Genomic DNA, 15,835 nt, shown 5'->3' with positions numbered 1-15,835 from the left:
GAGCCCGCGGGACGCGTCCGTTAACCGTCTCGGGCAAGTTGCCCGAGACGGTCGCGCGCTCAAGCCACGGGTGCCGGCTCGACACGCGGCTTCGCGGGGGCCACATGCATGCCCAGCCGCGCCAACAGATCCTGATCTTTCCAGGCTGCGGGGTTATCCGTGGTCAGAAGCTGATCTCCCACGAAAATCGAGTTCGCGCCCGCGAGGAAGCACAGCGCCTGCCACGCGTCGCTCATCCCGGTGCGGCCTGCCGAGAGCCGCACCACCGACGCGGGCATCAGAATCCGTGCAAGCGCGACGATCCGAACCAGCGCGAAAGGGTCGACCGGCTCGGCATTCTTTTGCACCGGCACGCCGTCGATCTCGTTCCAGAGGTTGATCGGCACGCTGTCCGGGTGCGCGGGCAGGGTGGCGAGCGTCACCAGCATGGCGATCCGATCCTCCTCGGCCTCGCCCATGCCCAGGATCCCGCCGCAACAGACCCGAATGCCGCCTTTGCGCACGTTTTCGACCGTATTGAGCCGATCCTCCATGGTGCGGGTCGTCGCGATCTCCCGGTAATAGTCCGGCGACGTGTCGATGTTGTGGTTGTAGAAATCCAGCCCCGCCGCCTTCAGCTTCTCGACCTGCTGCGGCGAGAGCATGCCCAGCGTCATGCAGGTCTCCAGCCCCAGCTCGGAGACGCCGCGCACCATATCGCACAGCGCATCCATGTCGCGATCCTTCGGGCTGCGCCACGCCGCGCCCATGCAGAACCGTTGCGCGCCTGAGGCCTTCGCGCGTCGTGCCGCGCTCAGAACCTCGTCTGTCTTCATCAGCTTGGTGGCTTTCACGCCGGTCTCGTAATGCGCGGATTGCGAGCAGTATCCGCAATCTTCCGGGCAGCCGCCGGTCTTGATCGACAGCAAGCTCGCCGTCTCGAGCGCGCTCGGGTCGAAATGGGTGCGGTGAACCGTTTGCGCCCGGTGAAGAAGCTCGGGGAAGGGCAGGTCGTGGATCGCTTTCGCCTGCGCCATGCTCCAGTCGTTTCTGATGCCTCCCGCCATGATTACGCGCGCTCCTTCAGGCGGGTGAGGCCCGTCGCGAGACCGCTGGCGATTGCGATCTTGACCAGATCCCCGGGAACGAAAGGTGCGACGCCGGTTGCGAGAAGTTTCGACGCGGGCACGAAATTGGCGAGCCAGGCGAGGCCCGCGGCATAGACCACGATCAGCCCGGCGAGCATCGCCAGCGCCTTGCCGAGCCAGCCGCGACCATGTGCGAGCATGCTGATCAGGGGCGCCGCGAGCAGAAAGCCCAGCAGGTAGCCCCCGGTCGGTCCCATCATGTAGGCCAGCCCGATGCCGCGCTCGGGTGTGCCCGAGAAGACCGGCGCTCCCATAGCGCCCATCATGAGATAGGTGGCCATTGCTGCAGCCGCCATTCTGGGGCCGACGCTCGCTGCGATGAAGAAGACCGCAAGCGTGTGCAAAGTCATCGGCACGGGCCAGAAAGGCACCTGAAGCTTCGCGCCGAGTGTGATCAGGGCAGCGCCGCAAAGCGCGAGGCCAAGGCCGCGCCAGAGAGTGTGAGTGAGTTTCTGGGAAGTGTCGAAAACCGTCATTGAACCTGTCCTCAGTCGATAGTTGGAATTTCTATCTATGACTATGCAGGCACATCCGGGGCTATCAATTGAAGTTATAGATAATTATCCAGAAATCACGTAAGTCTCGTGTGAGTCGGCATTTTTTATCGATGACTTGCGTTTGCCGATCCAGCCGACATGGCGTGCCAAGGTTGCGCAGGCCAGGTCTGTTTGCCCCTTGTGGAGGGCGGTGATGATGATCCGGTGGTCATGGTCCGAGCGGGCTTCCCAGTCGCGACGCCAGGCAGCAAAAAGGAAGCGTGCGCTGGTCGTCTGCAGATTGTCGATCGTCTCCAGAAGTCGTGGCATCCCGCAGGGTGTCAGGATCAACTGGTGGAATTGACGGTTCGCGGCCTCCCAATCACGGACTGTTCTGGCACTGTCTCCGATACGCGTAACCTGTTCTGCTTTCTGGAGAATTGCGCGTGTCATGTTCGGGGCTGCATGGCGCAGCGCCAAGGGTTCGAGGCTGGCGCGCATCTCCGCCACTTCGCGCAGTTCGGCCACGTCGAACTCGGTCACACGAAAGCCGCGGCGCGCTTCGCTCTCGGCCAATCCGCGCGCCTGCAATTCGCGAAAGGCTTCCCGAACCGGGACGTGGCTCGCGCCGAACTCGCTCGCGATATGGTCCTGTCTCAGCCGGGCGCCGGGCGGAATCTCACCGGAAATGATGCGATCTGAAAGTATCCGCGCGATGCGCTGTGAGTGTGTTTCATGGGGCGTCTCTGTCATGATTTATAGATAATTATTCTGGCGGCAATTCGTCCACCCCCATTCATGTACCGGAAACATGTTTGTAAGATTAAGGAAAAGATATATCTCTGGGCAGTGGTGGAGACGCATTAACCTGCATTGGATCTTATGTGACCTGGCAAGAAGCTTTCCGGCGTGATGCGCGCGGAACTGAGGACGACGCGGCTCCCGATGCCGGCTACAAGGCCCTGATGGAGCTGATCGATGACGGATTCTGCGTCATCCAGTTCATCGACGGGCCCAGAGGGCCCCTCAGCGACTATGTCCATATCGAAGCCAATTCCGGTTACGAAAGACATACCGGGATCGATGGTATCGTCGGCAAGACCGTGTTCGATGTCGCACCGCTAGACGGGGCCGAGTGGGTCAAAATCTATGGCGAAGTGCTCAGAACCGGGGAGCCTCTGAGGTTCGAGCGCGAATTTGTCGAGGTTGGGCGCCACGTCGAGGTTTCCGCGACGCGGGTGGAGCCCGCCGCGAAAGCGCAGGTCGCGGTTCTGTTTCGCGATATCACCGAACGCAAACGGAAGGAGCGCGAGCTACGCGAAAGCCAGCGCCGCGCGGAAAAAAGTGCACGTCACGTCGCACGCGCGCTCTCGGCCGGGGCAATTCTGGGCACCTGGGTTTGGTATCTCGACAGCGAAACCTTCGATCTCGATGAAGAATTCTCGCGCAGCATGGGGCTCGATCCCGCGCAGGGCGCTGCAGGTCTGACGATCGACCAGATTGTCGTGAACGTTCATGAGGACGACAAACCGGGGCTGATGGCGGCGATCGATCGCGCCACGCAGCAGACGACGCCGTATGCATATCAGTTTCGCGTCAAGCGGGCCGACGGGCTGTATCACTGGGTCGAAGCCAATGGCCGCATGGAGGCCGAAACGCCGCGCATCTTCGCAGGCGTTCTGATGGATCTCGATGACCGGCGCGCCATTCTCGAAGAGCGCGACAAGGCGGCGGCCGAGCTGTCCAAGCTGAATGAAACCCTTGAGCAACGCGTCGAAGAGCAGACCGCGAAACTCATGCAGCGGGAGGGAGAGCTCCGTCAGGCCCAGAAAATGGAGGCCGTCGGGCAGTTGACCGGGGGGCTCGCCCACGATTTCAACAATCTCCTCACGGCGATTTCCGGGTCGCTCGACTTCGTCGCAAAGCGGCTCGAAGACGGGCGTCGCGAGGAAATTCTGCGCTATCTCGAAGCCGCGCAAGCGTCGACCGAACGGGCCGCCAGCGTCACACAGCGTTTGCTCGCCTTCTCGCGTCAGCAGTCGCTGATGCCCAAGCCCACCGATGTGACGCAACTGGTCCGCAGCATGGAAGACCTGATGCGGCACACCATCGGGCCGCATATTCTGGTAAGGGCGGAGGACGACGCGGAGGCTTGGCCCGCGATGGTCGACCCGAACCAGCTTGAGAGCGCGCTTCTCAATCTGTGCATCAATTCGCGCGATGCGATGCCCGATGGTGGCACGATCACGATCAGCACGACCAACGAGGCCATCGAGACCGAGAACTCGGAGCTTCCGCCCGGCGACTACCTGCGGCTGTCCGTGCACGACACCGGAACGGGGATGACTTCGGACGAAATCTCGAAAGCCTTCGATCCCTATTTCACGACGAAGCCCAGCGAGAAGGGCACCGGCCTCGGGCTTTCGATGGTCTACGGGTTCGCGCGCCAAAGCGGCGGATGCGCGACGATCGACTCCGAACTGGGGAAGGGGACGACCGTGAACATTTTCCTCCCGCGCTCGGTCGCGATGGTCGCGCGCGCCGAGGTGGACCTGCCTGCAAGTGAGGAGCCCGCCACAGGGGGCGGACACACGATCCTTGTCGTCGACGATGAGGCGATCGTGCGTTTCGTCGTCGTGGAGGCCTTGGAAGAGGCAGGCTTCACGGTTTATCAGGCGGCCCATGCGGCGGCCGGGCTTCAGGTGCTGCAGGACCAGCCCGAGGTGACGCTTCTCCTGACGGATATCGGCTTGCCGGGCGGCATGACGGGCCGAGAACTCGCAGCCCGGGCGCGCGAAGCGCGAGAAGATCTGAGAGTGATGTTCATGACCGGATATGATGAGGAAGCGGCAACGGCCACGACGCTTACGGATACTGAAGTCTTGCTGAAGCCGTTCGATTTCGACGAAATGGTGCGTCGCGTCACCAGTTTCGCAAACCGCAGTCCTGCGTGACGCGGGTCGCGCCCGAGTGATGTTTTGGCGCTTCGCCGCTTTTGTGGATCAAACGCCGCGCTTGTTGCCCCAGATCAGAACATGCAGCTGCGGCAGGATGCGGGGCGCAAACCAGTTATCCGCCATAGCGGTGTCCGTCAGCCAGCCAAGCCGGTCGGCCAGACCCTGCGGATCGACCGGAACCTCGGGATCGACCTCGGGATTGCCCGGCTGAAGATAGAGCGGCAGATCCGGGTGGCGGACATGGGCGTCCTTCGCCCAATCGTAATCCGCCCTGTCGAAGATCACGATCTTCATCACGGTGCTGCGGGCCGTTTCTCCGGCTGCCACGCACGCGGCAAAAGCGCCCCAATCGACCTGCTCCCCGCTCGAGGGCGGCTTGGGCGACAGCACCAGCGTGTCGAGGTCGCCGAACCACGGCCGCGCGACAGAGCCCTGCGTCTCGCAGGCGAAACGGTAGCCGGCAGCCCGCCCGAGCGCGATCAGCGGTCCGAAATCCTGAATGGCCGGGTTGCCTCCGCTGAGCGAGATCGTCAGTGGCCGGTCGCCCGACAGGCGGCGCAGCTCCGCCCAGACTTCCTCGGAACTCATCGGTGCCCATGTGTGGCGATAGGCGCTGTCGACCGCGTGGAGGCTGTCGCACCACGAACAGCGGTAATCGCAGCCGCCCGCGCGCACGAAAAGCGTGGGCTCGCCGATCAGCGCGCCTTCGCCCTGAATGGTCGGGCCGAAAATCTCGGCGATGCGCAGGGTCGTCATGGACGATACTCGGCCCAGGTCTTGGGCGTCTCGCTGACCAGCGCCGCACTGGTCTCGGGCCACCGCGCCTTGCACCAGTCGTAGAAATGCTTGGCCATATTCTCGGCGGTCGAGGGCACGTCCATCACGTCGTTCAGGTGCCGGTGATCGAAAGTGTCGTCGATATAGGTCTTGAGCGGTTTCAGATCGTGATAGTCGCGCACGAACCCGTTTTCATCGAGCGTCGCGGCGGCCAGCTCGACCACCACGATGTAATTATGCCCATGCAGGCGCGCGCATTGGTGATCTTCGGGCAGATGTGCAAGCTGATGCGAGGCGGAAAAGTGAAATTCCTTGCGGATACGGAACATCAGCGGGCCTCCTTCTCGGCGACGGCCTTGGCCCAGAAATCAGGATCGGCATAGACGGTCGGGTCTTCGACGCCCGCAAGATGGAACGCCTCGCGCCGCTCGACGCAGGTGCCGCAGCGCCCGCAATGCACATCGCCACCTTTGTAGCACGACCACGTCTCGGCAAAGGGCGTGTCGTGTTTGGCCCCTTCGGCCACGATGTCGGCCTTGGAGCGATGAACGAAAGGCGTCTCAAGTCGCACATCGGCATAGCCGTCGAGCGCCATGCGCTGCATCGCATCGAAGGCCTCGGTGAAGGCGGGTCGGCAATCGGGATAGATGAAGTGATCGCCCCCATGCACCGCAGTCGCCACGGCCTCGTCGCCATTCGCGGCGGCCACGCCAAAGCCGATGGCGAGCATGATCGCGTTGCGGTTCGGGACGACGGTGATGCGCATCGTCTCTTCGGCGTAATGCCCGTCGGGCACGTCGATATCGTCGGTCAGCGCCGATCCGGTCAGCGCGGCACCGATGGGGCGCATGTCGATGAGATGATGCGGGACGCCAAGACGCCGCGCGGCGGCGGCGGCGTAATCAAGCTCCTTGCGGTGCCGTTGGCCGTAATCGAAGGAAACAAGCCGCGTGAGATTACCCTCAGCGGCGACGATATGGGCGAGCGACACGGAATCGAGTCCGCCCGAGCAGATGACGAGAGTCTTCATATTTGAACCCTTGTTTTGATGACCGGGTAGGCTGCGACCGGTTGAGCGGGCCTCTAAAGGATGGGGCAGGGCTCTGCAAGGGCGGCGCGCCGGATAGATTGCAACGATCGCGCGATTGGACAGACGCGAACCATCGAGGCCCCCGCTTGTCGTCCCACCGCTTGTCGTCACACCGCTTGACGGGGGGCTCCGACGGTGTCACCTCTTTGGGCGAAGCGACAGGGGCGCTCGGGAAACCGGGCTGAGACGAACCCTTAGAACCTGAACCGGATAATGCCGGCGGAGGGAGGCGCGTGAGACGGTCAGGCGCAGTCCCGCCTTTGCCCCCCTCGCACTCCTCTTGCTGCCCGCAGCCAAGGAGAGTGCGATGGAAGACCCCGGACAATATCTCGCAACAATGCGGCAGACCGCGCCGCTCGTTCACAACATCACCAATTACGTCGCGATGAACGTGATGGCGAATGTGCTGCTCGCGTCCGGCGCTTCGCCCGCGATGGTCCATGCGCGCGAGGAGGCGGCCGAGTTCGCCGGGATCGCGCAGGCGCTGAGTATCAATATCGGCACGGTGTCGCCGCCATGGGCGGAGGCGATGGAGGCGGCGGCCACGGTCGCGCGCGCCAAGGATATTCCGTGGGTGCTCGACCCGGTCGCGGTCGGCGCGACGGGTTATCGGCGCGCTCTCGGGGCGCGGCTGGTGGAGCTGCGTCCGACGGTAATCCGCGGCAACGCGTCGGAGATCCTTGCGCTTGCGGGCGAGGCCGGCGCGGGGAAAGGGGCGGATTCCACCGAGAGCGTCGAGACGGCTGAAGACGCCGCGCGGGCCTTGGCGCGCCATAGCGGGGCCGTGGTCGCAGTGACCGGCGCGGTGGATTTCGTGACAGATGGGGAGCGCGCCGCGCGGGTTGCGAATGGCCATGCGATGATGCCCCGCGTGACCGCTTTGGGCTGTTCGCTGACCGGTGTGGTCGCCGCCTTTCTGGCAGGCCAGCCCCGGTTCGAGGCAGTGGTCGCGGCGCTGGCCTATTTCGGGCTTGCGGGAGAGCGCGCTGGCGTGACCGCCCAAGGTCCGGGCAGCTTTCAGGTCGCCTTCCTCGATGCGCTCCATGCCATCGACGCCGAGGCGCTGAGCGCTGGCGCTCGGATCGAGACCGCATGATCCCGCCCATCTGTTTCGTCACCGACCCGGACGCTCCGCAGCCCGTGATCGCGCAGGCTATCGCTGCGGCTGAGGGCGGCGCGGGCTGGGTGCAGCTGCGCGACAAGACGCTCCCCGATCCGGAGTTCGCAGCACTCGCCCGGGTGCTGATCTCGGCGCTCGCCCCCTATGACGTCCCGCTGATCGTGAATGACCGGGTCGCCGTGGCCATCGAGATCGGCGCCGCCGGTCTGCATATCGGACAGAGCGATGGCGATCCCGCCGCGATCCGTCGCAGGATCGGGCCCGACATGCTCCTTGGCCTCTCCATCGAGACCGAGGCGCAGATCGCCACCGTGCCTGCCGGCGTCGATTATCTCGGCGTCGGCCCGATCCATGCGACCGGCTCGAAGCCCGATCACGCGGCCCCGATCGGCCATGCCGGTTTTGCCAAGATCGTCTCGCGCACGCGCCTTCCTTGCCTCGCGATCGGCGGGATCACCGCCACCGATGCACCCGCAATCCGCGCGGCGGGCGGTGCCGGTCTTGCCGTGATTTCCGCCATCTCGCGCGCCCCTGACATGGCGCGCGCCACCCGAACCCTGCGCAGCGCATGGAGCGACCAATGATCCCGAATATTCTCACCATCGCCGGCTCCGATCCATCGGGCGGGGCGGGCATTCAGGCCGATATCAAGGCCATCTCCGCCAATGGCGGCTACGCGATGAGCGTGATCACCGCGCTGACTGCGCAGAATACCTGCGGCGTGCAGGCGGTCAGCCTGTGCGAAACCGGGCTGATCGCGGCGCAGATGGCGTCGCTGCGCGATGACATTCGGATCGACGCGATCAAGATCGGGATGCTGGGCGATGCCGCGATCATCGAGACAGTGGCCGAGGGGCTGGCGGGGCTTGAGTGTCCGGTGGTGCTCGACCCGGTGATGGTTGCAAAAGGCGGGGATCGGCTACTGGCAGAGGCGGCGGTGACAGCGCTGCGCAACCTGCTGCCGCGCGCTGATCTGATCACGCCGAACCTGCCTGAGGCCGCCGATCTCCTGGGCTGCGCCGAGGCGACGACACTTGATGAGATGCGTGATCAGGCCCATGCGCTGCGCGCGCTCGGGCCGCGTGCGGTGCTGCTGAAGGGTGGGCACCTGCAGGACGATCAAAGCCCGGATCTGCTGGTCACCGAGCAAGAGGAACTCCGCCTCGACGCGCCGCGCATCGCGACGCGCAACACTCACGGCACCGGCTGCACCCTGTCCTCTGCGCTGGCGACATGGCTCGGGGCGGGGCGTCCGCTTCCGGACGCCACCCGCCGCGCGAAAGCCTATCTGAGCGCCGCGATTGCTGGGGCCGATCGGCTGTCCGTCGGCTCGGGCCACGGCCCGGTGCACCATTTCCACACATTTCAGGAGGTAGGCCGATGAGCTTCACCCAAGACCTCGCGCAGGCAACCGCGCCGCTGCGCCGCCAGATCCACGACATGCCCTTCAATCGCGAATTGGCGGAGGGCCGCCTCGATCCGGAAACGTTCCAAGGCTACATCATTCAGGACGCGCATTATCTCGAAGGCTTCGCCCGGGCCCTCGCACTCGCCGCCGCGAAAGCCCCCGATGCACCGACCGTCGCGCAGCTCTCGGGTTCGGCGGCGGGGGCGATCGCGGTCGAGCGGGAATTGCACGCGCATTACATGGGGCTGTTCGGCGTCTCGGCCGACGATTTCGCGAAGATCGAGCCCTCTGCCGCCTGTGATCACTACGTGTCCTTCCTTCTGCGCAGTGCCACGACGGGCGATTTCCCCGAAGCGGTGGCGGCCCTGTTGCCCTGCTTCTGGATTTATCGCGATATCGGCCGGGAAATTGCGCAGGTCAGCGGGGACGCGAACCCTTATGCCGCCTGGATCGCGACCTATTCGGGCGAGACTTTCGATCAGAGCGTGGAACGGATGCTGGCGCTGACCGACAGGCTGGGCGCGAAGGCCGATGAGGCCGCCCGCCAGCGGATGCACCGCGCCTTCGCCCGCAGTTGCTGGCATGAATGGCGGTTCTGGGACAGCGCTTATCACCGCGAGAGCTGGCGGCGGCCTGCCGCATGAATGTCGCGCGCACCTGACTCTCTCGGTGGACCGGTTCCAAGCCCGCGACGGAATTCTCCGCGCGGGCCTGCGCCTCTCAAAGGTCCTTGGCCGAACCGTCGACCTGTCCGGCAATCCAGTATCCTGAAGCCTTCAGCCATTCCTTCGGATGACCGCGTGCGATCAGATCGTCGCGCAGGGCGCTTGCGACGCTGGCTTCGGCCGCGATCCAGACAAATGTCCGCGGCGGCAGGGCAATGCGGTCCAGCAACCGGCGGAGCGCATTGCCATCTGCCGGATCCGCTAGATGCGTCCAGAGCGCGACGTGATCCGAAATCCTTTCGAATGCGCCCGTCGCTCTTGAGCAGGCGCCACCCCTTGCGTCCTGTCGATGAACCCGATCCCCCTACAGGGATCGCTGTGCTTTGGGATAATAGGTCCAGGCTATGAACCGGCTTGTCTTCTGCCCCTGCGCCATTTCGACGACCCTGGACTCGGCAACCCTCGCCTTGCGCAGCAGCTTGGAAATGGGCTGAAGGTTGTCTTTCTTCGACACCAGAGAGGTAAACCACAGGCATTGATCGGCGACGTCCATGCTCTGCTCGATCATTCTGGCGATGAAGCCGATTTCGCCACCGGGGCACCAGAGTTCGGCGTTCTGGCCGCCGAAATTGAGTTTCTTCGAGTGACCTTTCCCCAAATTCCGCCACTTGCGCCGGGTGCCTTTGTCCGCCTGCTCAATGGACGCATGAAACGGCGGATTGCACAGGGTGACATGGAAGATATCGTCGGGACCGATCACGCCTTCGAAGATATCCTCGGGATCAGGCTGGCGTCTGAGCCCGATGTCCAGACCGTTGCGGTCGCAAATCTCCGCCGCCGACTTGATCGACACCGGATCGATATCGACGCCTGTGAACTCCCAGCCATATTCATGCTGACCGGTCAGCGGGTAGACGAGGCTGGCGCCGGTCCCTATGTCGAGCGCCTTGATCTCGCGCCCGTGCGGGATCTCATGGTCGTTACACTCGGCCAGAAGATCCGCGAGATAGTGGATGTAATCGACACGGCCGGGGATCGGAGGGCATAGATAAGTGGCCGGAATATCCCAGAAATCAATGTCGTAATGCGTCCGCAAGAGTGCACGGTTGAGCATGCGAACCGCATCCACGTCCGCAAAATCGATCGTCATCCGACCGCGCGGGTTTCTCGTGGCAAATGCTTCCAGCTCAGGAGTTTCCACGATCAGGCGCTCAAAGTCGTACCCCGCCCGGTGTTGATTGCGCGGGTGCAACATCGGTTTGGTGGCCATGGAAAAACCTTCATGCATAGCGGTGGAGGCAGCGTGTCCAACAGGATGTCGACCTTAGATCTTCATCGAGGCATGAGAAATGCCTGATCGGCCCGCGTGTCACCGATATCAATATGTCTGGGATGTGTCGCGGTCGGAATGCCTAAGCTCGATAGGGACGGGGCCAGCGGGCCCGCACCACAAGAGGCGAGGGCGGCCCACTGCCAAAAGGGCGCCACCTATTTTGCGTTGTCGCTCAGAGCTGTGCAGGGGGGCAGGCGGTCTTTCTCGACATTGAGAAGTTCTTCGACCTGCGCGCTCACCTCGGCGCCCGGAAGCCCGGGCGGGATTGCTGGGAAATAGGCGACGGTGATTGTGCCACCGGTCTTCACGTCCCTGCGCCAGACATGGCCCGCGTTATGGGCGACCGGCACGATCGGCAGGCCGAGCTTGCGATAAAGCGCGATCAGGCCCGGCTGGAATTCGCAGCGATCAGTCACGCCGACCCGTGTGCCTTCGGGGAAGATCAGGATCGAGCGGCCTTTGGCAGCCTCTTCGCGCGCCTGGGTGATCATCCCGGCAAGGGCGCGCCCGCCGCCGCTGCGGTCGATCAGGATCATCGGCGAATGTTCGAGGAACCAGCCGAAGATCGGGATACGCCGCAATTCGCGTTTCGCGATGATGCAGACATCGGGGACAAGCTGGTTGAAGGCCAGCGTCTCCCATGTGGATTGGTGGTTGCAGACATAGATGCAGGGGCTGTCGAGATGTTTGTTCTCGAGCCCTTGCTCGCGCACGCGCAACCGCAGGATCCCGCGTGCGAGCGCGAAAACCCCGCCTGTCCAGACCCGCACGGCGGCGCGCACGAGCCGGGGGCGCCGCGCCAGCGCGAGGACCGGAATCATCGGCGCTTGCAGTGCCGTCCACGCCCCGAAGGCTACGTCGAAGAGCTTTGAGCGCAGGCCTTCGAACCGCGGCGCCGACCGGGCCCGTCCGCGTCGCGCGCGCGACGCCGTATGTGCTGTGTGATCAGGCTGCAATCGAGTGATCCATCGTTTCGAAAGGCGAAAAGCCGGCGGTGGTCGCGGCCCCGAGGAACGCGCTGCGCGCGTCGCCCACGGTGCCCAGACATTCCATGGCAGCTTCGACGCGGTCAATTGCACGGATCTGTGCGGTATCACTGACCGGCCATTTCTCGCGCAGCCAGTAATGCACCTGTTCGATGGTGCTGAAGGTTTTGACGTCGCCGTCCGGCGACACGACGAGGGAGATGGGTTTGCCCCAGTAAATTTCGATCAAGGTTCGTATCTTTCTAAGCGGTCGTGACGGCTCCGATTTGAACGGTCGCGCGATCACGGAGGCATAGTGCGGGCTAAGCCGTTTCTATGCGGTGAATTGGGTCTGCGCGCGAGGGCGCGCCGGTTTGGTATCCCGAGCGGATCGCGAGGCGTCAGCGTCAATGCGCGCGGATCGCGGTCCGGCCCCTCTGACATGCGAAGCTCTCGTGGAGGTCGCGAGGGGCAGAAATTGCGGTATCGACCAAGTTCATCCCGGTAGGAGGGCTGAATGGGTTGGTCTGCTCGAACGGCGTCACGGCACCATGGGCCGATGGGAAGCTCCTTTTCCTTACTGCCGCCTTTGAAAAGCTGCGGCCCGACAAAGCTCAAGATCGTCGCTGAGCCGGGAGGAACAGGGTCCGAGAATTAAGATATGCGAGTGCAGACATAAGGGATTTGCGCCCAAATTACGAGGAAATTGCGTTTCGGCACCGGAATTTTCGCGCAACGGCTTGATTGTACGAGATATAAATTGCGCGCTCGGAAAGACGTGGCCGTGCGTGCCGTTCGCTCGCTGCTGATTTCCTTTGCAAAAGGGGCCGCGGTCACTTAGGTATACCGGACTACGCTCGTCTCATCTGTAATTTCTCTTCTCTGCCGGCTCCGGTCTTCCTACTGAAATGACTGAGCTTGGCTGATCTGTTCTACAGACGGGATATCTTCGTCCACATCTCGGCCCTTGCGCGCGCATGTCTCTCTCTGCGCGAAGACGGACAGGCCGTTACCTGAGAATTCGGAACCGGGCGCGACGGTCGTAAGACCGCCTGCAATCTGGCACCAGCTTATGCGGTTCCGTAGCCGGTCTTCAGACCGGATTTCGCGACCAGAGCGGGACTATGGCCCGCAAACACGACTTCGACGGCGTCTTCCGTGATCTGCCCCCGAAAGCCCCGACGGCTCGGGACCGGACGGACACCGCATCGCGCCTCATCCTTGGAGGCGCCGCCGCGACACGAGCGAAACTGACCGAAGCTTTCGGTCATCCAGAGGAATTCCGCGAGTATCCCTCGCGGGTAAAATGGAGGGCCGAACATGGCTATCGAAAAACTGCCCAAGGGTAAGACGCCCCAGACGAATGACATCGCGAGCAACAAGGGCCATGCCGCCCTCGCCTGGCCTCATTTCTTCCGGACACTGTCCGAAGAGAAAGCTGCGAACGCGGAAAGCACCGCGCCGCGCAGCGCGCAGAAATAGGTCTTCGCGAAGATCAGGATCGGAATTCCCGGCATGAAGGCTGAGCGATGTGAGGTTCTACGCGAACCGGCCGATGCTCGCCACACGACGTGCCGGGACGTGGAGCGGCAGGGGGAAACTCCTGCCGCTTCGCTTTTTTGCAAGGCGGGTCAGTCGGGTGGTTGAACAAGCGACTAGGTCAGCAAACTTTTCGCAGAGCCGATAAGGTCAACTGCTCGGAGCATTCGGTTTCCAGACTTCGCGCCGACAACGAAGATACGTCTCCACAGTGTGACGAGGCGAATGGCCTGGGGTCAAATTCCCGAACCGGGCCGCCTGGATCTCTTGCTGTTGGAGTGACCAGAGACACACCGCGAATTGCACAAAAATCAGGCATCGAGCTCGAAAGCTGACCGCCAATCCGTCAGCCGTGAATTAGAGCTTGTCCGATCTGCGTCCGCACTTCGTATGTGCGTCCGCTGGCTCTATGCCGGTCGCAACGGAAAACGAATGTGATCGATGCCCGAAGCTCTCTCCATCATTGTGATTGAAACAGACCCGGAGCGCGCGGGGCTCATCGAGGACAGTCTGCGCGAAGCGGGGTCTTACGAGATCACCGTGATCCCGGAGACGACAGGTCTCGCGCGGCGGATTTCAGAAATGAATCCTGATATAGTTCTGGTCGATATGGCGAGCCCCTCGCGGGACATGCTCGAAGAGCTGACGCTGGCCTCGGGGCCGCTGGAGCGTCCGGTGGCGATGTTCGTCGATCGCTCGGATGACGGGGCGACGAAGGCCGCGATCGATGCGGGCGTCTCCGCCTATGTGGTCGACGGGCTGCGCGCGGATCGCATCAAGCCGATCATGGATGCCGCGATTGCGCGGTTCAACATGGTGCAGCGGATGCGGACCGAGCTGGAGACCACCCGGCGCGCGCTGGAAGAGCGCAAGGTGATCGACCGCGCAAAGGGTCTGTTGATGAAGGCGCGCGGGATCGACGAGGACGCGGCCTATGCGCTGCTGCGCAGGACGGCGATGGATCAGGGCAGGCGGGTCGCGGATGTCGCCCATGCGCTGGTGACGGCCGCGGGGCTCCTGTCATGAGCGGTGTGCCGATTTCGGTCGGATATATCCCGCTCGTCGATGCGGCGCCGCTGATCATCGCGCGCGAGATTGGTTTCGCCGAGGAAGAGGGGCTCGCGCTGACGCTCAATGCCGCGCCGAGCTGGTCGACCTTGCGCGATCAGCTGATGCTGGGGCGGATCGAAGCCGCCCATATGCTGTTTCCGATGCCGATTGCCGCCGCTTTGGGGCTGGGCGGGTTCAACACGCGCATCGATATCCTGCAGATCCTGTCGCATAACGGCAATTCGATCGGCGTGTCGCGTGCGCTGGCCGATCGAATGCGGGCGCAGGGCTACGGGTTCGATTTCGCGGATGCGCGCGCGGCGGGCGAGGCTCTGATCGCGGGCGCGTCGGGCCGTCTGCGCATCGGCGTGCCGTTTCCGTTCTCGATGCATGCGGAGTTGCTCTATCACTGGCTGGGTGCGATCGGGTTGAGCGCGCCACAGAATCTCGACGTTCACACCGTCCCGCCGCCTTTGATGGCGGAGGCCTTGGCGGCGGACGAGATCGATGTGTTCTGCGTGGGGGCGCCCTGGGGCTCTATCGCGGTGGAGAACCGGGTCGGTGAAATGCTGCTGCCCGGCACGGCGATCCGCGCCAACGCGCCGGAGAAGGTTCTGGCCGTGCGCCACGACTGGGCCGAAGCCGAGCCGGGGCTGACGCGGCGGTTGATGCGGGCGGTGTGGCAGGCCGGGCGATGGCTTGGACATGAGCGCAACCTTCTGACGGCGGCCGAGCTGCTTGCCCGGCGCGACTATCTCGACCTGCCGCCGGAACTGATAGAACGGACGTTGACCGGCAATCTCGTGATCTCGCCGCGGGGCGAGATGCGCAGCGTGCCGGGCTATATGAGCTTCCAGACCGGCGCGGCGGGCTACCCCTGGGCCTCGCAGGGTGCCCTCGTGGCCGCAAGGCTCGCGACAAGACTGGGGCTGTCGCGCGAGGAGGCGATGGCCTCGGCCCGAGCGATTTGCCGGACCGATCTCTACACCCGCAATCTCGCCGATCTGGGCGCGGATCTGCCCGAGGCGCGCGACAAGATCGAAGGCGCGCTGACCGCTCCGGGCGCCATCCCGGCCATTCAGGGGCAGGTGATTCTGCCGAGCGATGCGTTCTTCGACGGCTGGATTTTTGATCCTTTCGCGAATTCATGACGGTTTCGTGAGCATTTTCTAAGCGCGCTGCAGAAAATCGTCTCTTCGCAGGCGCAGCATGAAACCCAATTGTTGACGCTGCGGGTGCAAAGGTCGTTTTCTGGTCCTATCGAAGCAAGGGCGTTTCGATTTCCAACATATTCCGCCTCGCATCGCTGTGAGGCTCCGAACAAAGCC

19 protein-coding genes and 1 riboswitch are annotated in these 15,835 nt (G+C 63.5%); of the genes, 8 read left to right on the top strand and 11 right to left on the bottom strand.

Going from position 1 to position 15,835, the window contains the following annotated elements; genetic code table 11:
* Positions 1–59 precede the first annotated feature (59 nt).
* From bioB to ACZ7GB_RS00310, 3 genes are all read right to left on the bottom strand, one after another.
* A complete protein-coding gene (bioB, locus tag ACZ7GB_RS00320) occupies positions 60–1,046 on the bottom strand; it encodes a biotin synthase BioB (RefSeq protein WP_472157127.1) in 987 nt (328 codons plus the stop codon).
* 2 nt (positions 1,047–1,048) lie between these two features.
* Positions 1,049–1,603 (bottom strand): biotin transporter BioY, encoded by a 555-nt coding sequence (locus ACZ7GB_RS00315; protein WP_472157125.1) that lies wholly within the window; start codon positions 1,601–1,603, stop codon positions 1,049–1,051.
* 84 nt (positions 1,604–1,687) lie between these two features.
* On the bottom strand, positions 1,688–2,356 hold the full coding sequence (locus ACZ7GB_RS00310; protein ID WP_472157123.1) for a GntR family transcriptional regulator: 669 nt from the start codon (positions 2,354–2,356) through the stop codon (positions 1,688–1,690).
* Between the two features lie 131 nt (positions 2,357–2,487).
* On the opposite strand from ACZ7GB_RS00310, the gene ACZ7GB_RS00305 reads away from it, so the two are divergent.
* The gene (locus ACZ7GB_RS00305) at positions 2,488–4,557 is read left to right on the top strand and encodes an ATP-binding protein (RefSeq protein WP_472157121.1); all 2,070 of its coding nucleotides are present in this window, start codon (positions 2,488–2,490) and stop codon (positions 4,555–4,557) included.
* A gap of 48 nt (positions 4,558–4,605) precedes the next feature.
* On the opposite strand, the gene queE is transcribed toward ACZ7GB_RS00305, so the two are convergent.
* Genes queE through queC form a run of 3 tightly spaced genes read right to left on the bottom strand, consistent with a single transcriptional unit; the run spans position 4,606 to position 6,367 of the window.
* The gene (gene queE, locus ACZ7GB_RS00300) at positions 4,606–5,316 is read right to left on the bottom strand and encodes a 7-carboxy-7-deazaguanine synthase QueE (RefSeq protein WP_472157119.1); all 711 of its coding nucleotides are present in this window, start codon (positions 5,314–5,316) and stop codon (positions 4,606–4,608) included.
* Positions 5,313–5,666 carry a 6-carboxytetrahydropterin synthase QueD gene (gene queD / locus ACZ7GB_RS00295; RefSeq protein ID WP_472157117.1) on the bottom strand — a complete coding sequence of 118 codons (354 nt, stop codon included), beginning with the start codon at positions 5,664–5,666 and terminating at the stop codon, positions 5,313–5,315. The genes queE and queD overlap by 4 nt, the downstream gene beginning before the upstream one ends.
* Positions 5,666–6,367 (bottom strand): 7-cyano-7-deazaguanine synthase QueC, encoded by a 702-nt coding sequence (queC, locus tag ACZ7GB_RS00290; protein WP_472157115.1) that lies wholly within the window; start codon positions 6,365–6,367, stop codon positions 5,666–5,668. The genes queD and queC overlap by 1 nt, the downstream gene beginning before the upstream one ends.
* Before the next feature lie 210 nt (positions 6,368–6,577).
* A riboswitch (TPP riboswitch) is annotated at positions 6,578–6,672 on the top strand.
* A gap of 62 nt (positions 6,673–6,734) precedes the next feature.
* On the opposite strand from queC, the gene thiM reads away from it, so the two are divergent.
* The 4 genes from thiM to tenA are packed head-to-tail and all read left to right on the top strand — an operon-like array spanning position 6,735 to position 9,599.
* Positions 6,735–7,523 carry a hydroxyethylthiazole kinase gene (thiM, locus tag ACZ7GB_RS00285; protein WP_472157113.1) on the top strand — a complete coding sequence of 263 codons (789 nt, stop codon included), beginning with the start codon at positions 6,735–6,737 and terminating at the stop codon, positions 7,521–7,523.
* Positions 7,520–8,131: a thiamine phosphate synthase gene (gene thiE / locus ACZ7GB_RS00280; protein WP_472157111.1), complete on the top strand. Its 612-nt coding sequence runs from the start codon at positions 7,520–7,522 to the stop codon at positions 8,129–8,131. The genes thiM and thiE overlap by 4 nt, the downstream gene beginning before the upstream one ends.
* Positions 8,128–8,931: a bifunctional hydroxymethylpyrimidine kinase/phosphomethylpyrimidine kinase gene (gene thiD / locus ACZ7GB_RS00275; protein WP_472157109.1), complete on the top strand. Its 804-nt coding sequence runs from the start codon at positions 8,128–8,130 to the stop codon at positions 8,929–8,931. Before thiE ends, thiD begins: the two co-directional genes overlap by 4 nt.
* A complete protein-coding gene (tenA, locus tag ACZ7GB_RS00270) occupies positions 8,928–9,599 on the top strand; it encodes a thiaminase II (RefSeq protein WP_472157107.1) in 672 nt (223 codons plus the stop codon). Before thiD ends, tenA begins: the two co-directional genes overlap by 4 nt.
* A gap of 76 nt (positions 9,600–9,675) precedes the next feature.
* On the opposite strand, the gene ACZ7GB_RS00265 is transcribed toward tenA, so the two are convergent.
* From ACZ7GB_RS00265 to ACZ7GB_RS00245, 5 genes are all read right to left on the bottom strand, one after another.
* A complete protein-coding gene (locus tag ACZ7GB_RS00265; RefSeq protein ID WP_472157895.1) occupies positions 9,676–9,915 on the bottom strand; it encodes an SIP domain-containing protein in 240 nt (79 codons plus the stop codon).
* A 69-nt stretch (positions 9,916–9,984) separates the two neighbouring features.
* Positions 9,985–10,890: a 23S rRNA (adenine(1618)-N(6))-methyltransferase RlmF gene (rlmF, locus tag ACZ7GB_RS00260; RefSeq protein WP_472157105.1), complete on the bottom strand. Its 906-nt coding sequence runs from the start codon at positions 10,888–10,890 to the stop codon at positions 9,985–9,987.
* Positions 10,891–11,108: 218 nt separating this feature from the next.
* The gene (locus tag ACZ7GB_RS00255) at positions 11,109–11,774 is read right to left on the bottom strand and encodes a lysophospholipid acyltransferase family protein (RefSeq protein ID WP_472157103.1); all 666 of its coding nucleotides are present in this window, start codon (positions 11,772–11,774) and stop codon (positions 11,109–11,111) included.
* A 124-nt stretch (positions 11,775–11,898) separates the two neighbouring features.
* Positions 11,899–12,168: a DUF982 domain-containing protein gene (locus tag ACZ7GB_RS00250; protein ID WP_472157101.1), complete on the bottom strand. Its 270-nt coding sequence runs from the start codon at positions 12,166–12,168 to the stop codon at positions 11,899–11,901.
* Between the two features lie 820 nt (positions 12,169–12,988).
* The gene (locus tag ACZ7GB_RS00245) at positions 12,989–13,189 is read right to left on the bottom strand and encodes a hypothetical protein (protein ID WP_472157099.1); all 201 of its coding nucleotides are present in this window, start codon (positions 13,187–13,189) and stop codon (positions 12,989–12,991) included.
* A 49-nt stretch (positions 13,190–13,238) separates the two neighbouring features.
* On the opposite strand from ACZ7GB_RS00245, the gene ACZ7GB_RS00240 reads away from it, so the two are divergent.
* The 3 genes from ACZ7GB_RS00240 (at position 13,239) to ACZ7GB_RS00230 (ending at position 15,658) form a co-directional block, all read left to right on the top strand.
* The gene (locus ACZ7GB_RS00240; protein WP_472157097.1) at positions 13,239–13,400 is read left to right on the top strand and encodes a hypothetical protein; all 162 of its coding nucleotides are present in this window, start codon (positions 13,239–13,241) and stop codon (positions 13,398–13,400) included.
* Between the two features lie 498 nt (positions 13,401–13,898).
* Positions 13,899–14,483, top strand: coding sequence for an ANTAR domain-containing response regulator (locus ACZ7GB_RS00235; protein ID WP_274961627.1), 585 nt, complete (start codon positions 13,899–13,901; stop codon positions 14,481–14,483).
* A complete protein-coding gene (locus ACZ7GB_RS00230) occupies positions 14,480–15,658 on the top strand; it encodes an ABC transporter substrate-binding protein (protein WP_472157095.1) in 1,179 nt (392 codons plus the stop codon). Before ACZ7GB_RS00235 ends, ACZ7GB_RS00230 begins: the two co-directional genes overlap by 4 nt.
* Positions 15,659–15,835 lie beyond the last annotated feature (177 nt).

It is taken from the genome of Thioclava sp. PTB-PU3-1, assembly GCF_055666785.1.
The sequence above is the reverse complement of the archived record's forward strand: the minus strand, read 5'-3'. Positions and strand labels throughout refer to the sequence as shown.